General features: G+C 66.6%; 17 protein-coding genes. All 17 read left to right on the forward strand.

What is annotated here, in order from left to right; genetic code table 11:
* The first annotated feature begins 10 nt into the window (after positions 1-10).
* Positions 11-1,225 (forward strand): type II secretion system inner membrane protein GspF, encoded by a 1,215-nt coding sequence (gene gspF, locus DFR31_RS11060; RefSeq protein ID WP_121442742.1) that lies wholly within the window; start codon positions 11-13, stop codon positions 1,223-1,225.
* 43 nt (positions 1,226-1,268) lie between these two features.
* The gene (gene gspG / locus DFR31_RS11065; protein WP_121442743.1) at positions 1,269-1,703 is read left to right on the forward strand and encodes a type II secretion system major pseudopilin GspG; all 435 of its coding nucleotides are present in this window, start codon (positions 1,269-1,271) and stop codon (positions 1,701-1,703) included.
* Between the two features lie 5 nt (positions 1,704-1,708).
* Complete coding sequence (locus DFR31_RS11070; protein ID WP_121442744.1) at positions 1,709-2,251, forward strand: pilus assembly FimT family protein; 543 nt, start codon at positions 1,709-1,711, stop codon at positions 2,249-2,251.
* A complete protein-coding gene (gene gspI, locus DFR31_RS11075; RefSeq protein WP_121442745.1) occupies positions 2,244-2,702 on the forward strand; it encodes a type II secretion system minor pseudopilin GspI in 459 nt (152 codons plus the stop codon). Before DFR31_RS11070 ends, gspI begins: the two co-directional genes overlap by 8 nt.
* On the forward strand, positions 2,677-3,339 hold the full coding sequence (gene gspJ, locus DFR31_RS11080; protein WP_170153672.1) for a type II secretion system minor pseudopilin GspJ: 663 nt from the start codon (positions 2,677-2,679) through the stop codon (positions 3,337-3,339). The genes gspI and gspJ overlap by 26 nt, the downstream gene beginning before the upstream one ends.
* Positions 3,339-5,534 (forward strand): S8 family serine peptidase, encoded by a 2,196-nt coding sequence (locus DFR31_RS11085; protein ID WP_425452563.1) that lies wholly within the window; start codon positions 3,339-3,341, stop codon positions 5,532-5,534. Before gspJ ends, DFR31_RS11085 begins: the two co-directional genes overlap by 1 nt.
* Complete coding sequence (gene gspK / locus DFR31_RS11090; protein WP_121442748.1) at positions 5,531-6,352, forward strand: type II secretion system minor pseudopilin GspK; 822 nt, start codon at positions 5,531-5,533, stop codon at positions 6,350-6,352. Before DFR31_RS11085 ends, gspK begins: the two co-directional genes overlap by 4 nt.
* 25 nt (positions 6,353-6,377) lie before the next feature.
* Positions 6,378-7,640, forward strand: a complete 1,263-nt coding sequence (gene gspL, locus DFR31_RS11095; RefSeq protein ID WP_121442749.1) for a type II secretion system protein GspL — start codon at positions 6,378-6,380, stop codon at positions 7,638-7,640.
* A complete protein-coding gene (gene gspM, locus DFR31_RS11100; protein ID WP_121442750.1) occupies positions 7,637-8,131 on the forward strand; it encodes a type II secretion system protein GspM in 495 nt (164 codons plus the stop codon). Before gspL ends, gspM begins: the two co-directional genes overlap by 4 nt.
* The gene (locus DFR31_RS11105; RefSeq protein WP_121442751.1) at positions 8,128-8,913 is read left to right on the forward strand and encodes a type II secretion system protein N; all 786 of its coding nucleotides are present in this window, start codon (positions 8,128-8,130) and stop codon (positions 8,911-8,913) included. Before gspM ends, DFR31_RS11105 begins: the two co-directional genes overlap by 4 nt.
* Positions 8,910-9,728 (forward strand): hypothetical protein, encoded by an 819-nt coding sequence (locus DFR31_RS11110; protein ID WP_121442752.1) that lies wholly within the window; start codon positions 8,910-8,912, stop codon positions 9,726-9,728. The genes DFR31_RS11105 and DFR31_RS11110 overlap by 4 nt, the downstream gene beginning before the upstream one ends.
* Entirely contained in the window at positions 9,728-10,591 is an 864-nt protein-coding gene (locus DFR31_RS11115; protein ID WP_121442753.1) for a mechanosensitive ion channel family protein, read from the forward strand. The genes DFR31_RS11110 and DFR31_RS11115 overlap by 1 nt, the downstream gene beginning before the upstream one ends.
* 119 nt (positions 10,592-10,710) lie before the next feature.
* Positions 10,711-12,468 (forward strand): PHA/PHB synthase family protein, encoded by a 1,758-nt coding sequence (locus DFR31_RS11120; RefSeq protein ID WP_121442754.1) that lies wholly within the window; start codon positions 10,711-10,713, stop codon positions 12,466-12,468.
* Positions 12,469-12,490: 22 nt separating this feature from the next.
* Positions 12,491-13,267, forward strand: a complete 777-nt coding sequence (gene fabI / locus DFR31_RS11125; protein WP_121442755.1) for an enoyl-ACP reductase FabI — start codon at positions 12,491-12,493, stop codon at positions 13,265-13,267.
* A 5-nt stretch (positions 13,268-13,272) separates the two neighbouring features.
* A complete protein-coding gene (locus DFR31_RS11130) occupies positions 13,273-14,682 on the forward strand; it encodes a bifunctional enoyl-CoA hydratase/phosphate acetyltransferase (protein ID WP_121442756.1) in 1,410 nt (469 codons plus the stop codon).
* 73 nt (positions 14,683-14,755) lie between these two features.
* Complete coding sequence (locus DFR31_RS11135) at positions 14,756-15,931, forward strand: acetate/propionate family kinase (protein WP_121442757.1); 1,176 nt, start codon at positions 14,756-14,758, stop codon at positions 15,929-15,931.
* A gap of 5 nt (positions 15,932-15,936) precedes the next feature.
* Positions 15,937-16,149, forward strand: coding sequence for a type II toxin-antitoxin system RelB family antitoxin (gene relB, locus DFR31_RS11140; RefSeq protein WP_121442758.1), 213 nt, complete (start codon positions 15,937-15,939; stop codon positions 16,147-16,149).
* Positions 16,150-16,153: the final 4 nt, after the last annotated feature.

Here is a 16,153-nt window from a genome sequence, read left to right on the forward strand (position 1 = left end):
CGGTCCGCTTATGGGTGCGTTTGAGTACCAGGCCCTGGATGCGGGCGGCCGCCAGCGCAAGGGCGTGCTGGAGGGGGATACGCCAAGGCACGTGCGCACACAGCTGCGTGAGCGGGGGCTGGTGCCGTTGCAGATCCAGGCGGTGGAGGAGCGCGAGGCCCGGGCCGGTAGGGGGCCGCTGCTGGCCCGCGGCGTCAGCGCTACGGATCTCGCCCTGCTGACCCGGCAGATGGCTACCCTGGTGCGCTCCGGACTGCCGCTGGAGGATGTACTGCGAACCGTCTCCCGTCAGACGGAGAAACAGCGCCTGAAAAGCCTCATGCTGGCGGTGCGCAACCGTGTGCTGGAGGGTTACAGCCTGGCCCAGGGGCTGGGGGAGTTCCCCCATGTCTTTCCCGATATCTACCGCACCACGGTGGCGGCAGGGGAAAAGTCTGGCCATCTCGACGTGGTGCTGGAGCGCCTGGCCGAGTACACCGAGGGCCGTCAGCGAATGCGCCAAAAGGTCCAGATGGCGCTGTTCTACCCGGTCATCCTCACCCTGATGGCCATTGGCGTCACGTTGACGCTGCTAACCTACGTGGTGCCCGAGGTGGTGGGTGTCTTCGATCATATCGGTCAGGACCTGCCCCTGCTGACGCAGGCCCTCATCACCACCAGCGACTTCATGCGGGATTACGTGCTCTACGGCGCTATCGGCGCTATCGCGCTGTTCTTGGTTCTGGGGCGGCTGTTCCAGCGGCCGCGGGCGCGCTACGCGCTTCACGCCCTGCTGCTGCGGTTGCCCCTGGTGGGCCGGCTGATTCGCGGCGTCAATGCCGCCCGCTTTGCGCGCACCCTCAGCATACTCACGGCCAGCAGCGTACCGGTGCTGGAGGCGCTGCGGGTTGCTGGTGCGGTAGTGAGCAACGAGCCCATGCGCCAGGGCGTGGAGGCGGCGGCCCGGCGGGTGCGCGAGGGCAGCGGGCTGGCGAGTGCCCTGGAGCAGACTGGCTACTTCCCGCCTATCACCGTGCACCTGATTGCCAGCGGTGAGTCGGGCGGCAAGCTGGAGCAAATGCTCGACCGCGCTGCCGAGAACCAGGAGCGAGAGCTGGAGAGTCTGACCGGCATGTTCCTCGGGCTCTTTGAGCCCCTGTTGATCCTGTTGATGGGCGGCGTGGTCATGGTGATCGTGCTCGCCATTCTGCTGCCGGTCTTTGAACTGAACCAGCTGGTCCAGTAAAGGCCCGGTCGGATACCGAAACAAGAAGGAGGATAGTGGTGACATGATGACAAGAAGGCGGCAGTCCGGTTTTACCCTGATTGAGATCATGGTGGTCGTGGTTATCCTCGGTATCCTCGCGGGTATCGTGGTCCCGCGGATCATGGACCGGCCCGATGATGCACGGATCAGCAAGGCCCGCTCCGATATCCGCGCCATCGAATCGGCACTGAATCTCTACCGGCTGGATAACAACGTCTATCCCAGCACCGACCAGGGGCTGGAAGCGCTGGTGGAGGAACCCACGGGTGACCCGCAGCCGCGCAACTGGCGCGAGGGCGGCTACCTGGACCGACTGCCCAAGGACCCCTGGGGCAATGACTACCAGTACCTCAACCCCGGGGAGCACAGCGATATCGACATCTTCAGTTACGGGGCGGATGGGCAGCCGGGCGGCTCCGGCGCGCAGGCCGAGATCGGTAACTGGGAGCTGGACTGACCCTTATGCCTTGCCGGCCGGCCAGTGCCTCCGCCGGGTTCACTCTGTTTGAACTGTTGGCTGTCATCATCATTCTCGGCTTGGTGGTGGGGATGGCCGCGCTCTCCGTGGGTGCCGGTGGCCGAGACCAGCAGATCGAGGAGCAGGGCAACCGTTTCATCGCCCTGGCCGGGCTGGCCCGACAGGAGGTGATGCTCGGGGGGCCGAGCCTGGCGATAGGGGTGACACAGCACGGGTATCACTTCCTACATGAGGTGGAGGTGGAGGACGGGGTTACCGCGTGGCTCCCCTTGGGCGAGCACCGTTACCTGCGCAGTCGCGACCTGCTGCCCGACGACCTGGAGCTGGAGCTCACCCTGGAGGGAGTGGATACGCGCCTTGAATTGCAGCCCGAGCAGCCGGACCCGCACATTTACGTTTACGGCACCGGTGAGGTGACGGAATTCAACCTGGTTATCAGGGATATGCGCGAACCTGATCGCAAGCGGGTGGTCACCGGCGATCTCGGCGGGCAGCTCGAATTGCGCCAGGAGCTGCCGGATGACTAGGCAGCGCGGTTTCACCTTGCTTGAGGTGCTGGTGGCCCTGGCGATACTGGCCACCGCCTTGGGGGCTGCCATCAAGGTCGCCAGCGAGAACGCCGCCAACGCCGCCTACCTGCGGGATCGCACCCACGCCCACTGGGTGGCCGCTAACCAGATCAACCGTTTCCAGGCCGACCTGGAGCCCCTGCCAGAATCCGGTCCGCTGGATGGCGTGGAGCGTCTGGGAGGGCGGGACTGGTTCTGGCAGGCGACCCTGGAGCCCTGGTCGCCGGAACTGGCCGGGCTGCCGGCGATCCCGGGGCTGCGCCGCCTGCAAGTGTCCGTGCATGGCGATGAGGGGCGCGAGGGCCAACCATTGGCCCAGGCCGAGGTGGTGCTGGGCGACGACAGTCTCCGGGAGTTCGATGCTGAGGACATGGAAGGGGCTGATGAGCACTTGCCCGATGACCTGTAATCCGCCCAAGGGGTTCACCCTGCTGGAGCTCCTGGTCGCCATGGCTATCTTCAGCCTGCTCGCGGTCATGGCCTACGGTGGGCTCATGTCCGTGCTGGACAGCCGGGCACACACCGACCAGGCCGCTGAGCGGCTGGACGAGAAACAACTGGCCTTCGCCATGCTCGACCGGGACCTGCGCCAACTGGTGGATCGCCCGCGACGGGATGCCTACGGCGACCGCCGGCCCTCGCTGATGCTCGACGACCTCCGCAGCCCGCCGCGCCTGCAATTGGTGAGCGCGGGGGCGCGTAGCCACGGCGCGCGCTCGGAGCTTCGCCGAGTGGGTTACGAGGTAGACGACGGCGTGCTGTACCGCTTGCTCTGGCCTGCCATCGACGGTGGAGAGGAGGAACCCCAAACTCGTGTGGCTATACTGGGCAACAAGTCGGGTAATGAGATACAGACCTTGGAGTTTTACTTTTACTATCCGGGGGTAGACGGCAGTACAACTCGAAGCCGCGCCTGGCCTGCACCGGAGCTGGATACTCCGGAAGCAGGGCTGCCGGTAGCCGTCGAAATCCAGCTTGAGACGGCACACGCGGGTGAGATCTCGCGGGTGTTCGCGGTCTCTGACACGGGGAACCAAGAACGATGATGCGTATCCACCGAGGCGTTCTGTTAGGGGGGCTTGGGCTGGCGTTGGCCCTGCCGGTACCACTCACTGTAGCCACAGCGGAACCCGGGGCCCAAGCGGGGGATGCCCCCTCGGCTGACTGGGCGGGTCAGTCGGCGGCACCGGGAGAGTTGCTCGTGGTCCGCCGGGATGAGGCGGTTGCCGCTGGGGAGCACCCCGCCGCGGTGCATTCGGCTGTGGGGGCCAGCATAGCGCGTCGGCTGCTGGGCGGACGTGCCGAACATGTGCGACTGCCACCGTCGGCGGACATGGAGGCAATCATGCGCCTTTATGCCGATGATCCGTCCGTGGAGTGGGTGGAGCCCAACTACCGCGTGTACAGTGCCTCGATCCCGGATCCCGAGCCCGAGAACTATGGCGAGCAATGGGCATTGCAGGCCATCAACGTGGAGGAGGCCTGGGAGGAAACCACCGGTTCTGAGGACGTGCTTGTCGGTCTGCTGGATACCAAGGTGGATACCGAGCATCCAGACCTGCAGCAGAATCTTGCCGAACCGATTTATCCGGATTGTGCGAACACGTCCAACTTCGGGGGGAGGCCAGAGCTCCACGGCACGCATCTGGCCGGGACCATAGGTGCGCAGGGTATCGGTGTAGCGGGGGTAAACCAGGAGGTGTCGCTACTAAATTACGTGGTCCTGGAAAGCGAGGGCGATGGGCAAACGGCCAGGGGCACGATCAGCGATATCGTATGCGCGCTGGAACAGGCAGCTGCCGACGGGGTGCGGGTTATAAATGCCAGCTTTACTACCAGTCGCAGTGAGACCCTCAAAACCGCCATCGCGGACGCTGCAGAAGACGATGTGCTGGTGGTGGCTGCTGCAGGCAACAGCGGTGAGGAGTTGGATTACGAGGGCGCCGGCACGGGCGTCTGGCCGGCCAGTTACCGGCTGTCGAACGTGATCGCGGTCGCCGCCTCCACCGAAGACGATGAGCTTGCGTCATTCTCCAATTTCGGGCGTAACGATATCGAACTTGCTGCACCCGGTAACCTCATTATCGGGACCGTCCCGGAGGATCGTTACGAGCGCTTGAGCGGCACTTCGATGGCGGTACCCCACGTGGTCGGTGCGGCCGCACTGATCCTGGCGGAGCATGGTGCAGACGAGACCTCATACCGGGAAGTCCGGGAACGGCTATTGGCGTCTGTCCGGGATGGTGGCAGCTCGACCGATTGGGCCTCGGTGACCAAGGCGGGCGGCATTCTGGATGTCGGCCGCGCCGTAACCGCGGCGATTGATGACGTCCCCGCACTGGCTCCCAGTGACCTTCGGCTGGAGCGGGAGGATGGCAGCAGCGAAATCGCATTGAGCTGGATCAACAACAGCACCCAGGTCGACGACTTGTGGCTGGAACACTGCACCGGGTTTGAGTGCGAGGAGGATGCAAGCGACTTCGAACGGATCGAATCGCTGTCGCTATCGTCAGGGGATACCGACGCCCAGCATGAACCCCCAGCCCCCATTAAGCCCAGCTATAACGCCTACCGGGTGTGTGCGGTGAAGGGCTTGAACCCGGAGGTGGCCTGTTCTGCGCCTAGAGCCCTGGCGGTACCGCCAACGGCCCCCTCAAGCGTCGAGGCCATCGCGATCGGTGGGCAGGTGGCTGTCCGTTGGCAAGACAATTCCGCTGTGGAAGAGGCCTTCCGCGTTTACGAGCGGGACCTGTCGGATAACGAAAACGACGCCGAATGGAAGCGGGTAGCGACGACCGATGAGAATGTTGAACAGGCAACCGTGCCGCTGCCTGACGAGGGTGAGTACCGCTACGCCGTTTGTGCCTTCGCTGAGGTCAGCGGCTGTTCCGAGTTCGCTACCGCCTCTGACACGGTGGTGGTGTCCGATGATGATTCCGGCAACGGTTCCAGTAGTAGTGGCAGTAGCAGCAGCGGCTGTTTCATCGCCACGGCGGCCTGGGGCAGCGAGTGGGACGACCCGGTAGCGGCGCTGCGCGAGTTTCGCGACGAGGAGCTGCTCACCACCCAGGCGGGGCAGGAGCTCGTCAGCCTTTACTACCACTTCAGCCCCGTCATCGCCGACTGGGTGGCCGAGGACGACGAGCGCCGTGCCCGGGTCCGGGAGTGGGTTGCCCCCCTGGCTGCCCTGGCGGAACAAGCCTTGGAACAGCGCGGGGAAGAGGCGACGGAGGCTGAGTGAGCGGCACGCGGCGGCAAGACGGTGTGGCCCTGGTCACGGCACTGCTGGTGGTTGCCCTGGCGACCATCGCCACCGTGGCCATGACCACCCGCCAACACCTGGATATCCGCCGCACTGGCAATCTGCTCGAGCATGACCAGGCTTACTGGCATGCCGCCAGCGGTGAGGCGCTGGCCGCCCAGGCGCTGAGGCTGATCGCGGAGAACCCGGGTGCCATCCCCTGGGATGAGTGCCGCACGCCACCGGTTTCGGTGGAGTTGGACGGCATGGCGGTGCAGTTGGTGGCCGAGGATTTGCACTGCCGGCTTAATGTGAACAACCTGGCCGACAGTGACGACGAGGAGAGCCGCGACACCTTCCTGCGCCTGGTGGAGGACGTGGCTGCCGGGCAGGGCTTGGGCGGGGTCGACCCGGACGGTATCCTGCATGCCGTCCGGGATTGGATGGACCCGGAGGTGGACGACCCCTGGTATGCCGGTCTGCAGCCGCCTTACCGCAGCCCCGGGACCATGCTCTCCAGTGCAAGCGAGCTGGCCTTGGTGCGTGGCGTCGATCCCGACCTGTTCCAGGCATTGCGGCCTTACATCACCGCCGTGCCGGCACGCGGGGTGTCAATCAACTATCAACAGGCCCCCGAGCAGTTGCTCGAGGCCGCGGACGAGTCGAGGGAGCGCGACGCGGAAGAAGAGGCGTTGGAAGCGCCCACCTGGGTCCGCCTGCATATTGCCGTGGACAGCCCCGACCGCCGCTACCGCCAGTGCAGCGTGGCCAATGCCAACACCGGTGAGATCGTGATTCGGCAGCTGCGCGGTTGCTGAACGGGACCAGACAGATGATGCACAGATGAGCCTTTATCTCCTTATGACCCCCCAGGCGCCGCGAGACGATCTCGCCGTGGCCTGGTGCCTGGCGGACACCGATGGGCATGTCCACGACCAGGACGAAACGCCGCCGGATGAGCTCGCCCAGCGGCTGCCGTCCGGTGCCCAACCGTGGTTGCTACTGCCTCCCGGAGAGGTGACGGTGCACCGGGCCACATTACCCACCCGCAACCGTCAAAAGGCCCGCCAGGCGCTGCCCTGGGTATTGGAGGAGCACCTGGCGGCCGACCCGGACGAGCTGCATTTTGCCCTCGGTGGCGTCGATGAGCAGGGCCGGCACGCCGCGGCCGTGATCGACAGCCAACGCATGGCGGCTTGGGTGGAGTGGGCGCGGCGCCACCAACTGGAGCCGCGGGTGGTGACCCCGCTGGAACTGGTCCTGGCCTCGGAACCCCAGCACTGGCGTCTGTTGCTCGATGCCGAGAGCGGTTGGCTCAGTATGGGCCCGGGTTGCGCCCTGGCCTTGGATGCCGCCATATGGCCCGTCGCGCTGCCCCGGCTGGTGGCCGAGGTCGAGGCAGAAAAGGACCTGCCGGAGTGCCTGACCGTCCACCCGGTTGGGGCCTCGGCCGATCAACTCGCCCGACTGAAGGCCACGCTGCCCGATAGCGTGCGGTTCTCTCAGGAGGCGGACAAGCCATGTCACCTGCCCGCGCTGGCCTCGGCGTTTGCTCCCGGCCAGGCCATCAACCTGCTGCAGGGACCGTTCAGTGGTCGAGAGCAATGGCTTCGCCGGCTGCGCCCATGGCGGGCCGTCGCCGGCCTGGGCCTGGCCTGGGTAGGGCTGCAGTTTCTGCTGCTGTACGCCGAGGTGCGCGACCTGGAGCAGACTGAGCAGGCGTTGCGGGCAGAGACCGTGGAGTTGTATCGCAGCGCCTTCCCCGACAGCCGGGTGGTGAACCCGCGGGTGCAGATGCAGCGGGCGTTGGCGGACCTGGCATCCGACACCGACGACGACGGCCCGCGAGGCACAGACGATACCTTCACGGCCCTGCTCAGCGTCGTGGCCCCCACCCTGGTGGGCGATGATGCGCCGCGCCTGCAAAGCCTGGCCTTCCGCCAGCAGCGGCTGGAACTGGAGCTGGATGCCGCCGGCGTGCAGGCCCTGGAAGCCCTGCGCGAAGCCATCCAAGAGCAGGGTGATTGGCGCGTGCAGATCCACTCCGCGTCCAGCCGGGGTGATCGCGTGGCCAGCCGGGTGACGGTGCAGGGAGGCGAGTCATGAAACAGCGGGTCCGGGCATTCTGGCAAGGGCTGGAGCAGCGGGAGCAGCGAATCCTGTCGGCGGGCGCTGTTATAACGGCAGCCCTCCTGCTGTGGGGCGGTGTCTGGTTACCGCTCTCCGACCGTGCTGAAAGCCTGCGGACTGACGTGGCCGAAGCGCGGGCGGAAAAGGTCTGGATGGCGCAATCGGCAGAGCGCATCCGGCAGGCCGGGGGTGGCCCCAGCGAGGCGGCGCCCGCGGATCAGGGCTCGCTGCTCGGGCGGGTCGACCGCAGCGCGAACAGCTTCAGCCTGGCGGAGCGGGTGGACCGCATCCAGCCGGATGGCGATGCGCGGGTCCGTGTCTGGCTGGAGCGGGCCGATTTTGACCAGATGTTGCGCTGGCTGGACAGCCTGTCCGAGAACGGGGTGCAGGTGCATGCGCTCAGCGTTGACCCGCTGGACACTCCGGGGCGCATTAACGCCCGACTTACCCTGGAGGCCGGCTCATGATCCGACGAGTCCTGGGCTATGGCGGTTGGGCACTCGTGGCGCTGGCCGCGTGGGCCTTCTTTCTGGTCTGGCACTGGCCTGCGGGCATGGCGTTGGCGATGTCCGAGCGCCAGGGTTGGCTGCCCCCGGGCGCGGAATGGGGCACCGTGACCGGCTCCATCTGGTCGGGTGCCATCAACTCGCCGGCTTGGCAGGGCTGGGAGGCAGACGAACTGGCCTGGTCCGTTACCCCGGCACGCCTGCTGCGCGGAGAGATGGGCCTGGCCTTCCGCTTGAACGACGAGGGGGGCCGCGTCCACGGACAGGCCTGGCTCAATCCGTCCGGCGCCACCTTGCGTGATGTGCGGGTGGAACTGGACGGGGCGACACTTGCCGAGCGCCTGGGCGAGGGTGCTATGGGGCCGGTGGCCCTTGGTGGTACCTTTCGGGGCGAGGTTCGGGAGGCGGCGCTCACCCCGGAAGGCCAACTCCGGCACCTGGATGCCCGCATGGCCTGGCACGACGCGGCCGTGGATGCGCCGATGGCCATGGCGCTGGGGGACCTTTCCGGTGATTTCGCCGGTGCAGACGGGCAGATCGAGGGGCAGTTACAGGATCATGGTGGCCCATTGCGCCTGGAGGCAACCGTGTCGATAGACCCAAACATGCGCTGGCAGATGGAAGGGCACCTGGGTGCCCGCGAGATGGCTGACGACGCGTTGCCCCAGGCCTTGGAGATGACTGGGCAGCGGAATGCCGACGGCCTGTACCCGGTACGACTGCAAGGGCAGGTTATGCCATGAGCCCGGAGGGCGGTAAAGACAATCCCACCCTTCGCTGGTACGGCGATTTCCAGATCGCCGAGGGCTTCACCCGGGTGTGGGCTGTCGGCCCCATGCGCCTGCGTGTTCACCACGGCCACAACGAATGGCGCTTGCTCCGCGAGCAGGACCCGGACCCGTGGCTGGAGCGTTTCGAACTGGATTACAGCGACGACCCGGCCCTGGTCCCGGACGGGGATAAGCTGCAGCGGGTGGTCCTCGCCACCCCAGAAGCCCGGGTGCACCTGGAGTTGCGCACCGCGGACCGTTCCGTGGTCTCCCGCCCGGTCAGCCCCCTGTCGGTGCCGGGGCACGAGTCAGTGCGGGTGTACGTGTCCACACCGGTCTGGGTCAGAGTGACGCTGGGCGAGCAGCACCACCTGATGCTCGAGCAGCCCAGCTACCGGCTCTCTGACACCTGGTTCGGTCCCAACAACATGGAAGGCGAGATCTGCTACGCCACCCGCAGCCGGTTTCGACTCGCCCTGTCGGAGCAGGTGCGCTCACCCTCGCGCATCATTACCCCGGTACAGATTCGCAACCAGGCCGATGACCCGCTGGTGCTGGACCGGTTGAACGTCCCCATGCCCTGGCTGCCCCTCTACGGTGACGCCGATGCCCACCTGTGGACGCCCGAGGTCAGCCTGGTCCGGCGCGAGGATGGTGATCTGGCCGAGCTGCGTTTCAAGGACCAGCCGCCCAGGGAGTGTGGCGGTGCCACCCGGCTGAGCTCCGCCCGCCACTCCGGGCGGCAGCACACCGTCTTCCGAGCCTTCACCGACCTGCTGAGGAGCTGATGGACACCTGGTTCAGCACCATTGCCCAGTTTTTCACCGCCGGTCCCGGGGGCAACCTGATCCAGGCCGCCCTCATCCTGGTGGGCGGCTTCCTCATCGGGCGCATCCTCGCCAACCTGGTCGGTCGCGTGCCCGCCACGCACCTGGACCGGCACATGGGGCTGCTCCTGCGCCGGGTCATCTTCTACGGCATCCTGCTGCTCGCCTTCACTTCGGCCCTGCACCAGATGGGCTTCAAGCTTGGCGTGCTACTGGGCGCTGCCGGCATCATCTCGGTGGCCATCGGCTTCGCCTCGCAGACCTCCGCGTCCAACCTCATCAGCGGGCTCTTCCTGGTCTGGGAGCGGCCATTTTCGGTGGGGGATACCATCCGTGTCGGCACCACGGTGGGCGAGGTGGTCTCCATTGACCTGCTCTCCGTAAAGCTGCGCACGTTCGACAACCTCTTCGTGCGCCTGCCCAACGAGACGTTGATCAAGACCGAGATGACCAACCTGTCGCGCTTCCCGATCCGGCGGCTCGACCTGCAGATCGGCGTGGCCTACAAGGAGGACATCAAGCGCGTCCGCAAGGTGCTGGACGAGGTGGCCACCGCCAACCCGCTCTGTCTGGAAGAGCCCAAGCCCCAGTTTCTGTTCCTGGGCTTCGGCGACTCGGCGCTCAACCTGCAGTTCAACGTCTGGGCGCAGCGCGAGAACTTTCTGGAGATGCGCAACAGTCTCCAGATCGAGATCAAGGAGGCCTTCGACCGCGAGGGCATAGAGATCCCCTTCCCCCACCGCACCCTTTACGCCGGCAGCGTCACCGACCCCTTCCCGGTCCAGGTGGTGGACCGGGCCGGCGGTGATCGCGACAATCCGTAACCGCACCGCCACTTGCATAACGCGCTGCACTGCAACATCCTGTCCCTTGAATACCCGGCCGCGGGCATGGCTTCGCCGTGCCACTACACTGGCGGACAGGCGGAACAGGAGGCGGCACCATGACACGCGAAGTGGTTGAATCCAGTGATACCGGACGTGGCGCACACCCCTTCGACCGGCTGATGCACGCCAGCATGGGCCGGATCACCGGAGGGCTCTCGCCGGCGGCCCTGGGGCTGGCCTACGCCGACTGGGCCATACACATGAGCATCTCCCCCGGGCGCCAGGTCGAGCTGGTGGAGAAGGCCTGGCGCAAGGCGACCCGGCTCAGCCTCTACGCCATGCGATGCGCGGCCAACGGGGGCGAGGGGCATACCCCCTGCATCGAGCCGTTGCCCGGTGACAGCCGTTTCACGGCGCCGGAGTGGCAGCGCTGGCCGTTCAATCTCTACTACCAGAGCTTCCTGCTGACCCAGCAGTGGTGGCACGTGGCCACCAAGGATGTGCGCGGGGTAGAGACCCACCACGAGGACGTGGTCAACTTCGTCGGCCGGCAGATCCTCGATATCCTCTCGCCGGCCAACTACCTGTGGACCAACCCGGAACTGCTGGAGCAGACCGCTCGGGAAGGGGGCACCAACCTCTACCGCGGCATGCGCAACTGGTTTGATGACGCTTCCCGCCGCATCCAGAAACAGCCGCCGGCGGGGATGGACAACTGGCAGGTCGGGGAAAACCTGGCCATCACCCCCGGCAAGGTGGTCTACAGTAACCGCCTGATCGAGCTGATCCAGTACGAGCCCACCACCGAGCGGGTGCATCCGGAACCGGTGCTCATCGTCCCGGCCTGGATCATGAAGTACTACATCCTGGACCTGCGGCCCGGCAAATCGCTGGTGGAGTACCTGGTCAACCAGGGCCACACCGTGTTCATGATCTCGTGGAAGAACCCCACCGCGGAGGACGCCGAGCTTGGCATGGCGGCCTACCGCCGGCTTGGGATCATGGCGGCGCTGCGGGCAGTCAACACCATCGTGCCGGAACAGAAGGTGCACGCCACCGGCTACTGCCTGGGCGGCACGCTGCTGATGCTGGCCGCCGCTGCCATGGCGCGGGACGGGGACGACCGGCTCGCGAGCATTACCCTGTTTGCCGCGCAGACGGACTTCACCGAGCCCGGCGAGCTGGATCTGTTCATCGATGACAGCCAGGTGACCTTCCTCGAGGACATGATGTGGCACTCGGGGGTGCTCAGCTCCGACCAGATGGCCGGGGCCTTCCAGTTGCTCCGCTCCAAGGATCTGGTCTGGTCGCGCATGGTCCGCGAGTACCTGATGGGCGAGCGCGGCGAGATGATCGACCTGATGGCCTGGAACGCCGATGCCACCCGGTTGCCCTACCGCATGCACAGTGAATACCTGCGCCAGCTCTTCCTCAACAATGACTTCGTGGAGGAGCGCTACGACGTGGACGGCCAGCCGATCCACCCGTGGGATATTCGCGTGCCGATCTTCGCGGTGGGGACGACCAAGGACCACATCGCGCCCTGGAAGTCGGTCTACAAGATCAACCGACTGGCCCGCACCGACGTCACCTTCGCGCTGACCACCGGGGGGCACAACGCCGGCATCGTCACCCCGCCCGGGCATCCGCGCCGCACCTACCAGGTGCACTGTCGCAAGGTGCGTGACCCCTACATGGCGCCGGACGATTTCATCGCCGAGGTGCCCAGCAAGAAGGGCTCCTGGTGGCCGGAATGGCACAGGTGGCTGGCCCGCCACTCCGGCAACAAGGTCAAACCGCCTCAAATGGGGGCGGACGCCCGCGGCTACCGGCCGCAGCGCAACGCCCCCGGCAAATACGTCCTAATGGACTGAAACCAGACAGGAGAACGCCTTTATGACGCAGCCGTTGCTATCCCTCGAGGGCAAGAAGGGCCTGATCGTCGGCATCGCCAACGACCAGAGCATTGCCTACCACTGTGGTCAGGCCTTTCGCGACCTGGGGGCGGAACTGGCCGTCACCTACCTGAACGAAAAGGCGGAGAAGCACGTACGGCCACTGGCCGACGCGCTGGAATCGCCGCTGGTCATGCCCTGCAACGTGCAGCACGAGGGCGAGCTCGAGGCCGTGTTCGAGGCCATAGAGCAGCAGTGGGGGCGGCTGGACTTCGTGGTCCACTCCATCGCCTTTGCGCCGTTGAAGGACCTGCACGGCCGGCTGACCGATTCGTCCCTGGAGGGTTTTCTCACCGCCATGGACGTCTCCTGCCACTCCTTCATCCGCATGGCGCGCCTGGCCGAACCCCTGATGCGCGATGGCGGCACCCTGCTGACCATGAGCTACTACGGCGCCGAGAAGGTCATCCCCGGCTACCAGCTCATGGGCCCGGCCAAGGCGGCGCTTGAGGCCAGCGTGCGCTACCTGGCGGACGAACTGGGCGAGCAGGGCATCCGCGTGCACGGCCTGTCGCCGGGGCCAATCGCCACCCGCGCCGCCTCCGGCCTGGCCGGCTTTGACCAGTTGCTGGACACCGCCCGCAGCCAGTCCCCCCTGCGCCGCCTGGCCGAGCCGGCGGACGTGGCGGCCCTGGCCAGCCTGCTGGTCAGCGACCGGGCGCGCACCATGACCGGCAACATCATCCCCGTCGATGGCGGCTACCACGTCAAGGGCTGAACACCATGAGCCAGATCGAAAACCACACCTACGATGAATTGCAGGTCGGCGACGAGGCCACGCTCACCCGCCGACTGACCATGGACGACCTGCGGCTGTTCTCCGGCGGCTCTGCCTGGCTGAACCCCGAGCACATGGACGCCGACGCCGCCCGCAGCGACCTCTACCACAAGGCCATCGTCAACGGCATGTGGGGCGCCGGGCTGGTGGCCACGCTGGTCACCACGGAGTTGCCGGGGCCGGGCACGGAGTTCGTGGACCAGCACCTGACCCACCTGCGCCCGGTCAGCATCGGCGAGAACGTCACCGTGACCGTGCGGGTGCACGAGAAGCAGGGCGACCGGCAGGTGATGCTCGACTGCCAGTGCGTCAACGAGCACGGCGACGACGTGCTGCGCGGTATCTACGTTGTCCGCGCGCCCACCGAGAAGCTGAGCCGCGAGCACACCAACACCAGCCCCAGCGAGGCCGACTTGCAGGCCAAGGGCCGGCAGCGCCGCCAGCTCAAGCGCCTGCTGGACATGGCCGAAGACCTGGCGCCCAGCCCCACGGCCGTGATCCACCCGGTGGACGCCCTGTCGCTGGAGGGCGTGGTGCGGGCCGCCGAGCACAACCTGCTGGTGCCCATCCTGGTTGGCCCCGAGCAGCGCATCCGCGAGACCGCCGAGGCGGCCGACCTGGATATCTCGCAGTTCAAGCTGGTGCCCACGGAGCACAGCCACCAGTCCGCCGAGAAGGGCGTGCAGATGGCCAAGGCGCGTGAGGTGGAGGCCCTGATGAAGGGCTCGCTGCACACCGACGAGCTGATGGGGGCGGTGGTGCGCCGGGACGGTCTGCGCACCGAGCGGCGCGTGAGCCACGTCTACTGCATGGACGTGCCCACCTACCCGCGACCGCTGCTGGTCACCGATGCGGCCATCAACATCCACCCGGGGCTGATGGCCAAGCGCGATATCCTGCAGAACGCCATCGAACTGGCCCACGCGCTCGCCATTCCCGAGCCCAAGGCGGCCATCCTGTCGGCCACCGAGTCGGTCAACCCGGACATGCAGTCCACGCTGGATGCCGCTGCCCTGTGCAAGATGGCCGACCGCGGGCAGATCCACGGTGGTCTGCTGGACGGGCCGTTGGCCTTCGATAACGCCATCTCCCCGTCGGCCGCCCGCACCAAGGGCATCCGCTCGGCCGTGGCGGGGCAGGCGGACATCCTGCTGGTGCCGGACCTGGAGTCGGGCAACATGGTGGCCAAGCAGCTCTACTACCTGGCCGACGCCGAGGCCGCCGGCATTGTGCTCGGGGCGCGGGTGCCGATCGTACTCACCAGCCGTGCCGACGACGTGGTGGCCCGCCTGGCCTCCTGCGCCATCGCCCTGCTGGTAGCCGAGCGCAAACGCAAGGGCCTGGCCCACCTGTAATGCCTTCCTTTACGCAAAATGCGGTCGCGCCGGCCGGCGCGACCGCGGCCGAATTGCAACACGGAGACACCCCATGACCCAGGCCCTGCTCGTCATCAATGCAGGCTCTTCCAGCATCAAGTTCGCCCTCTACACCGTGGCCGACGGCGTGCCCACTCCGCGCTACCGCGGGCAGGCTGACGGGCTGGGGGCGAGCATCGGCTCGCTGCAGATCAGGGACAACCGGGGCGAGCGGCTGCTGCACGAGGAGCTGCCGGAGTCCGACGGGCATGACGAGGCCCTGGACCGGGCCCTGAACTGGCTGGAGGAGCGGCTGGAGGGGCACGAGCTGGTCGGTGCCGGCCACCGGGTGGTGCATGGCGGGCCGGAGTTCAGCCGGCCGGTGCGCATCACCCACTCCTGCCTGCACGAGCTGGAACGTTTCCGGGAGCTGGCGCCGCTGCACCAGCCCCACAACCTGCGCGCCATTCACGCCGTGGCCCGGGTGCGCCCGCACATGCCGCAGGTGGCCTGCTTCGACACCGCCGTCCACCGCCAGCAGCCCCGCGTGGCGCAGCGCTTCGCGCTGCCGCGCCAGTACGAGAACAAGGGTGTGCTCCGCTACGGCTTCCACGGCCTGTCCTACGAGTACATTGCCTCCGTGCTGCCGGAGCACGACCGGCGCGCCGCCGAGGGGCGCACCATCGTCGCCCACCTGGGCAACGGCGCCAGCATGTGCGCCCTGCACGACGGGCAGAGCGTGGCCAGCACCATGGGATTCACCGCACTGGACGGCCTGCCCATGGGGCAGCGCTGCGGCAACATCGACCCCGGCGTCATCCTCTACCTGCTGCAGAACGAGGGTATGGACGCCGCCGGTATTGAAGACCTGCTCTACCGCCGCTCCGGGCTGCTGGGCCTGTCCGGCATCAGCGCCGACATGCGCCAGCTACTGGAGAGCGACCGGCAGGAGGCCGCCGAGGCGGTGGAGTATTACGTCTACCGAGCCGTGCGCGAGGCGGGCAGCCTGACCGCCGCCCTGGGCGGCCTGGACGCCTTCGTCTTCACCGCCGGCATCGGCGAGAACGCCGCCCCGGTGCGCGCCGCGATTTGCGAGCGGTTGGCCTGGCTGGGCATCACCCTCGACCCCGAGGCCAACGCCCGCAACGCGGGCTGTATCACCACCGCCGACAGCCAGGTGCCGGTCTACGTGATCCCGACCAACGAGGAGCTGATGATCGCCCAGCATACGCTGCGTGTTTTGGGGTGAATGCGATGTCGACGAGGATAGACTTAAAACCGGATGTGGAAGAGCGGCTGGTGGGCTTGGCGAAGGTCACTGGCCGAAGCAAAGCAGATCTCATTCTTCAGCTCATTGAGCAAAACCTGAGCGAGTTGGAGGACATCTGTTTGGCGGAGCAGCGCCTGAAAGACCTTAAGGCTGGTCAGACGCGCTCCATCAGGGCTGAAGATGTCTGGGAAGATTGAATTG

The sequence above is a fragment of the Alkalispirillum mobile genome, from assembly GCF_003664325.1.
Classification (GTDB): Bacteria; Pseudomonadota; Gammaproteobacteria; order Nitrococcales; family Halorhodospiraceae; genus Alkalilimnicola; species Alkalilimnicola mobilis.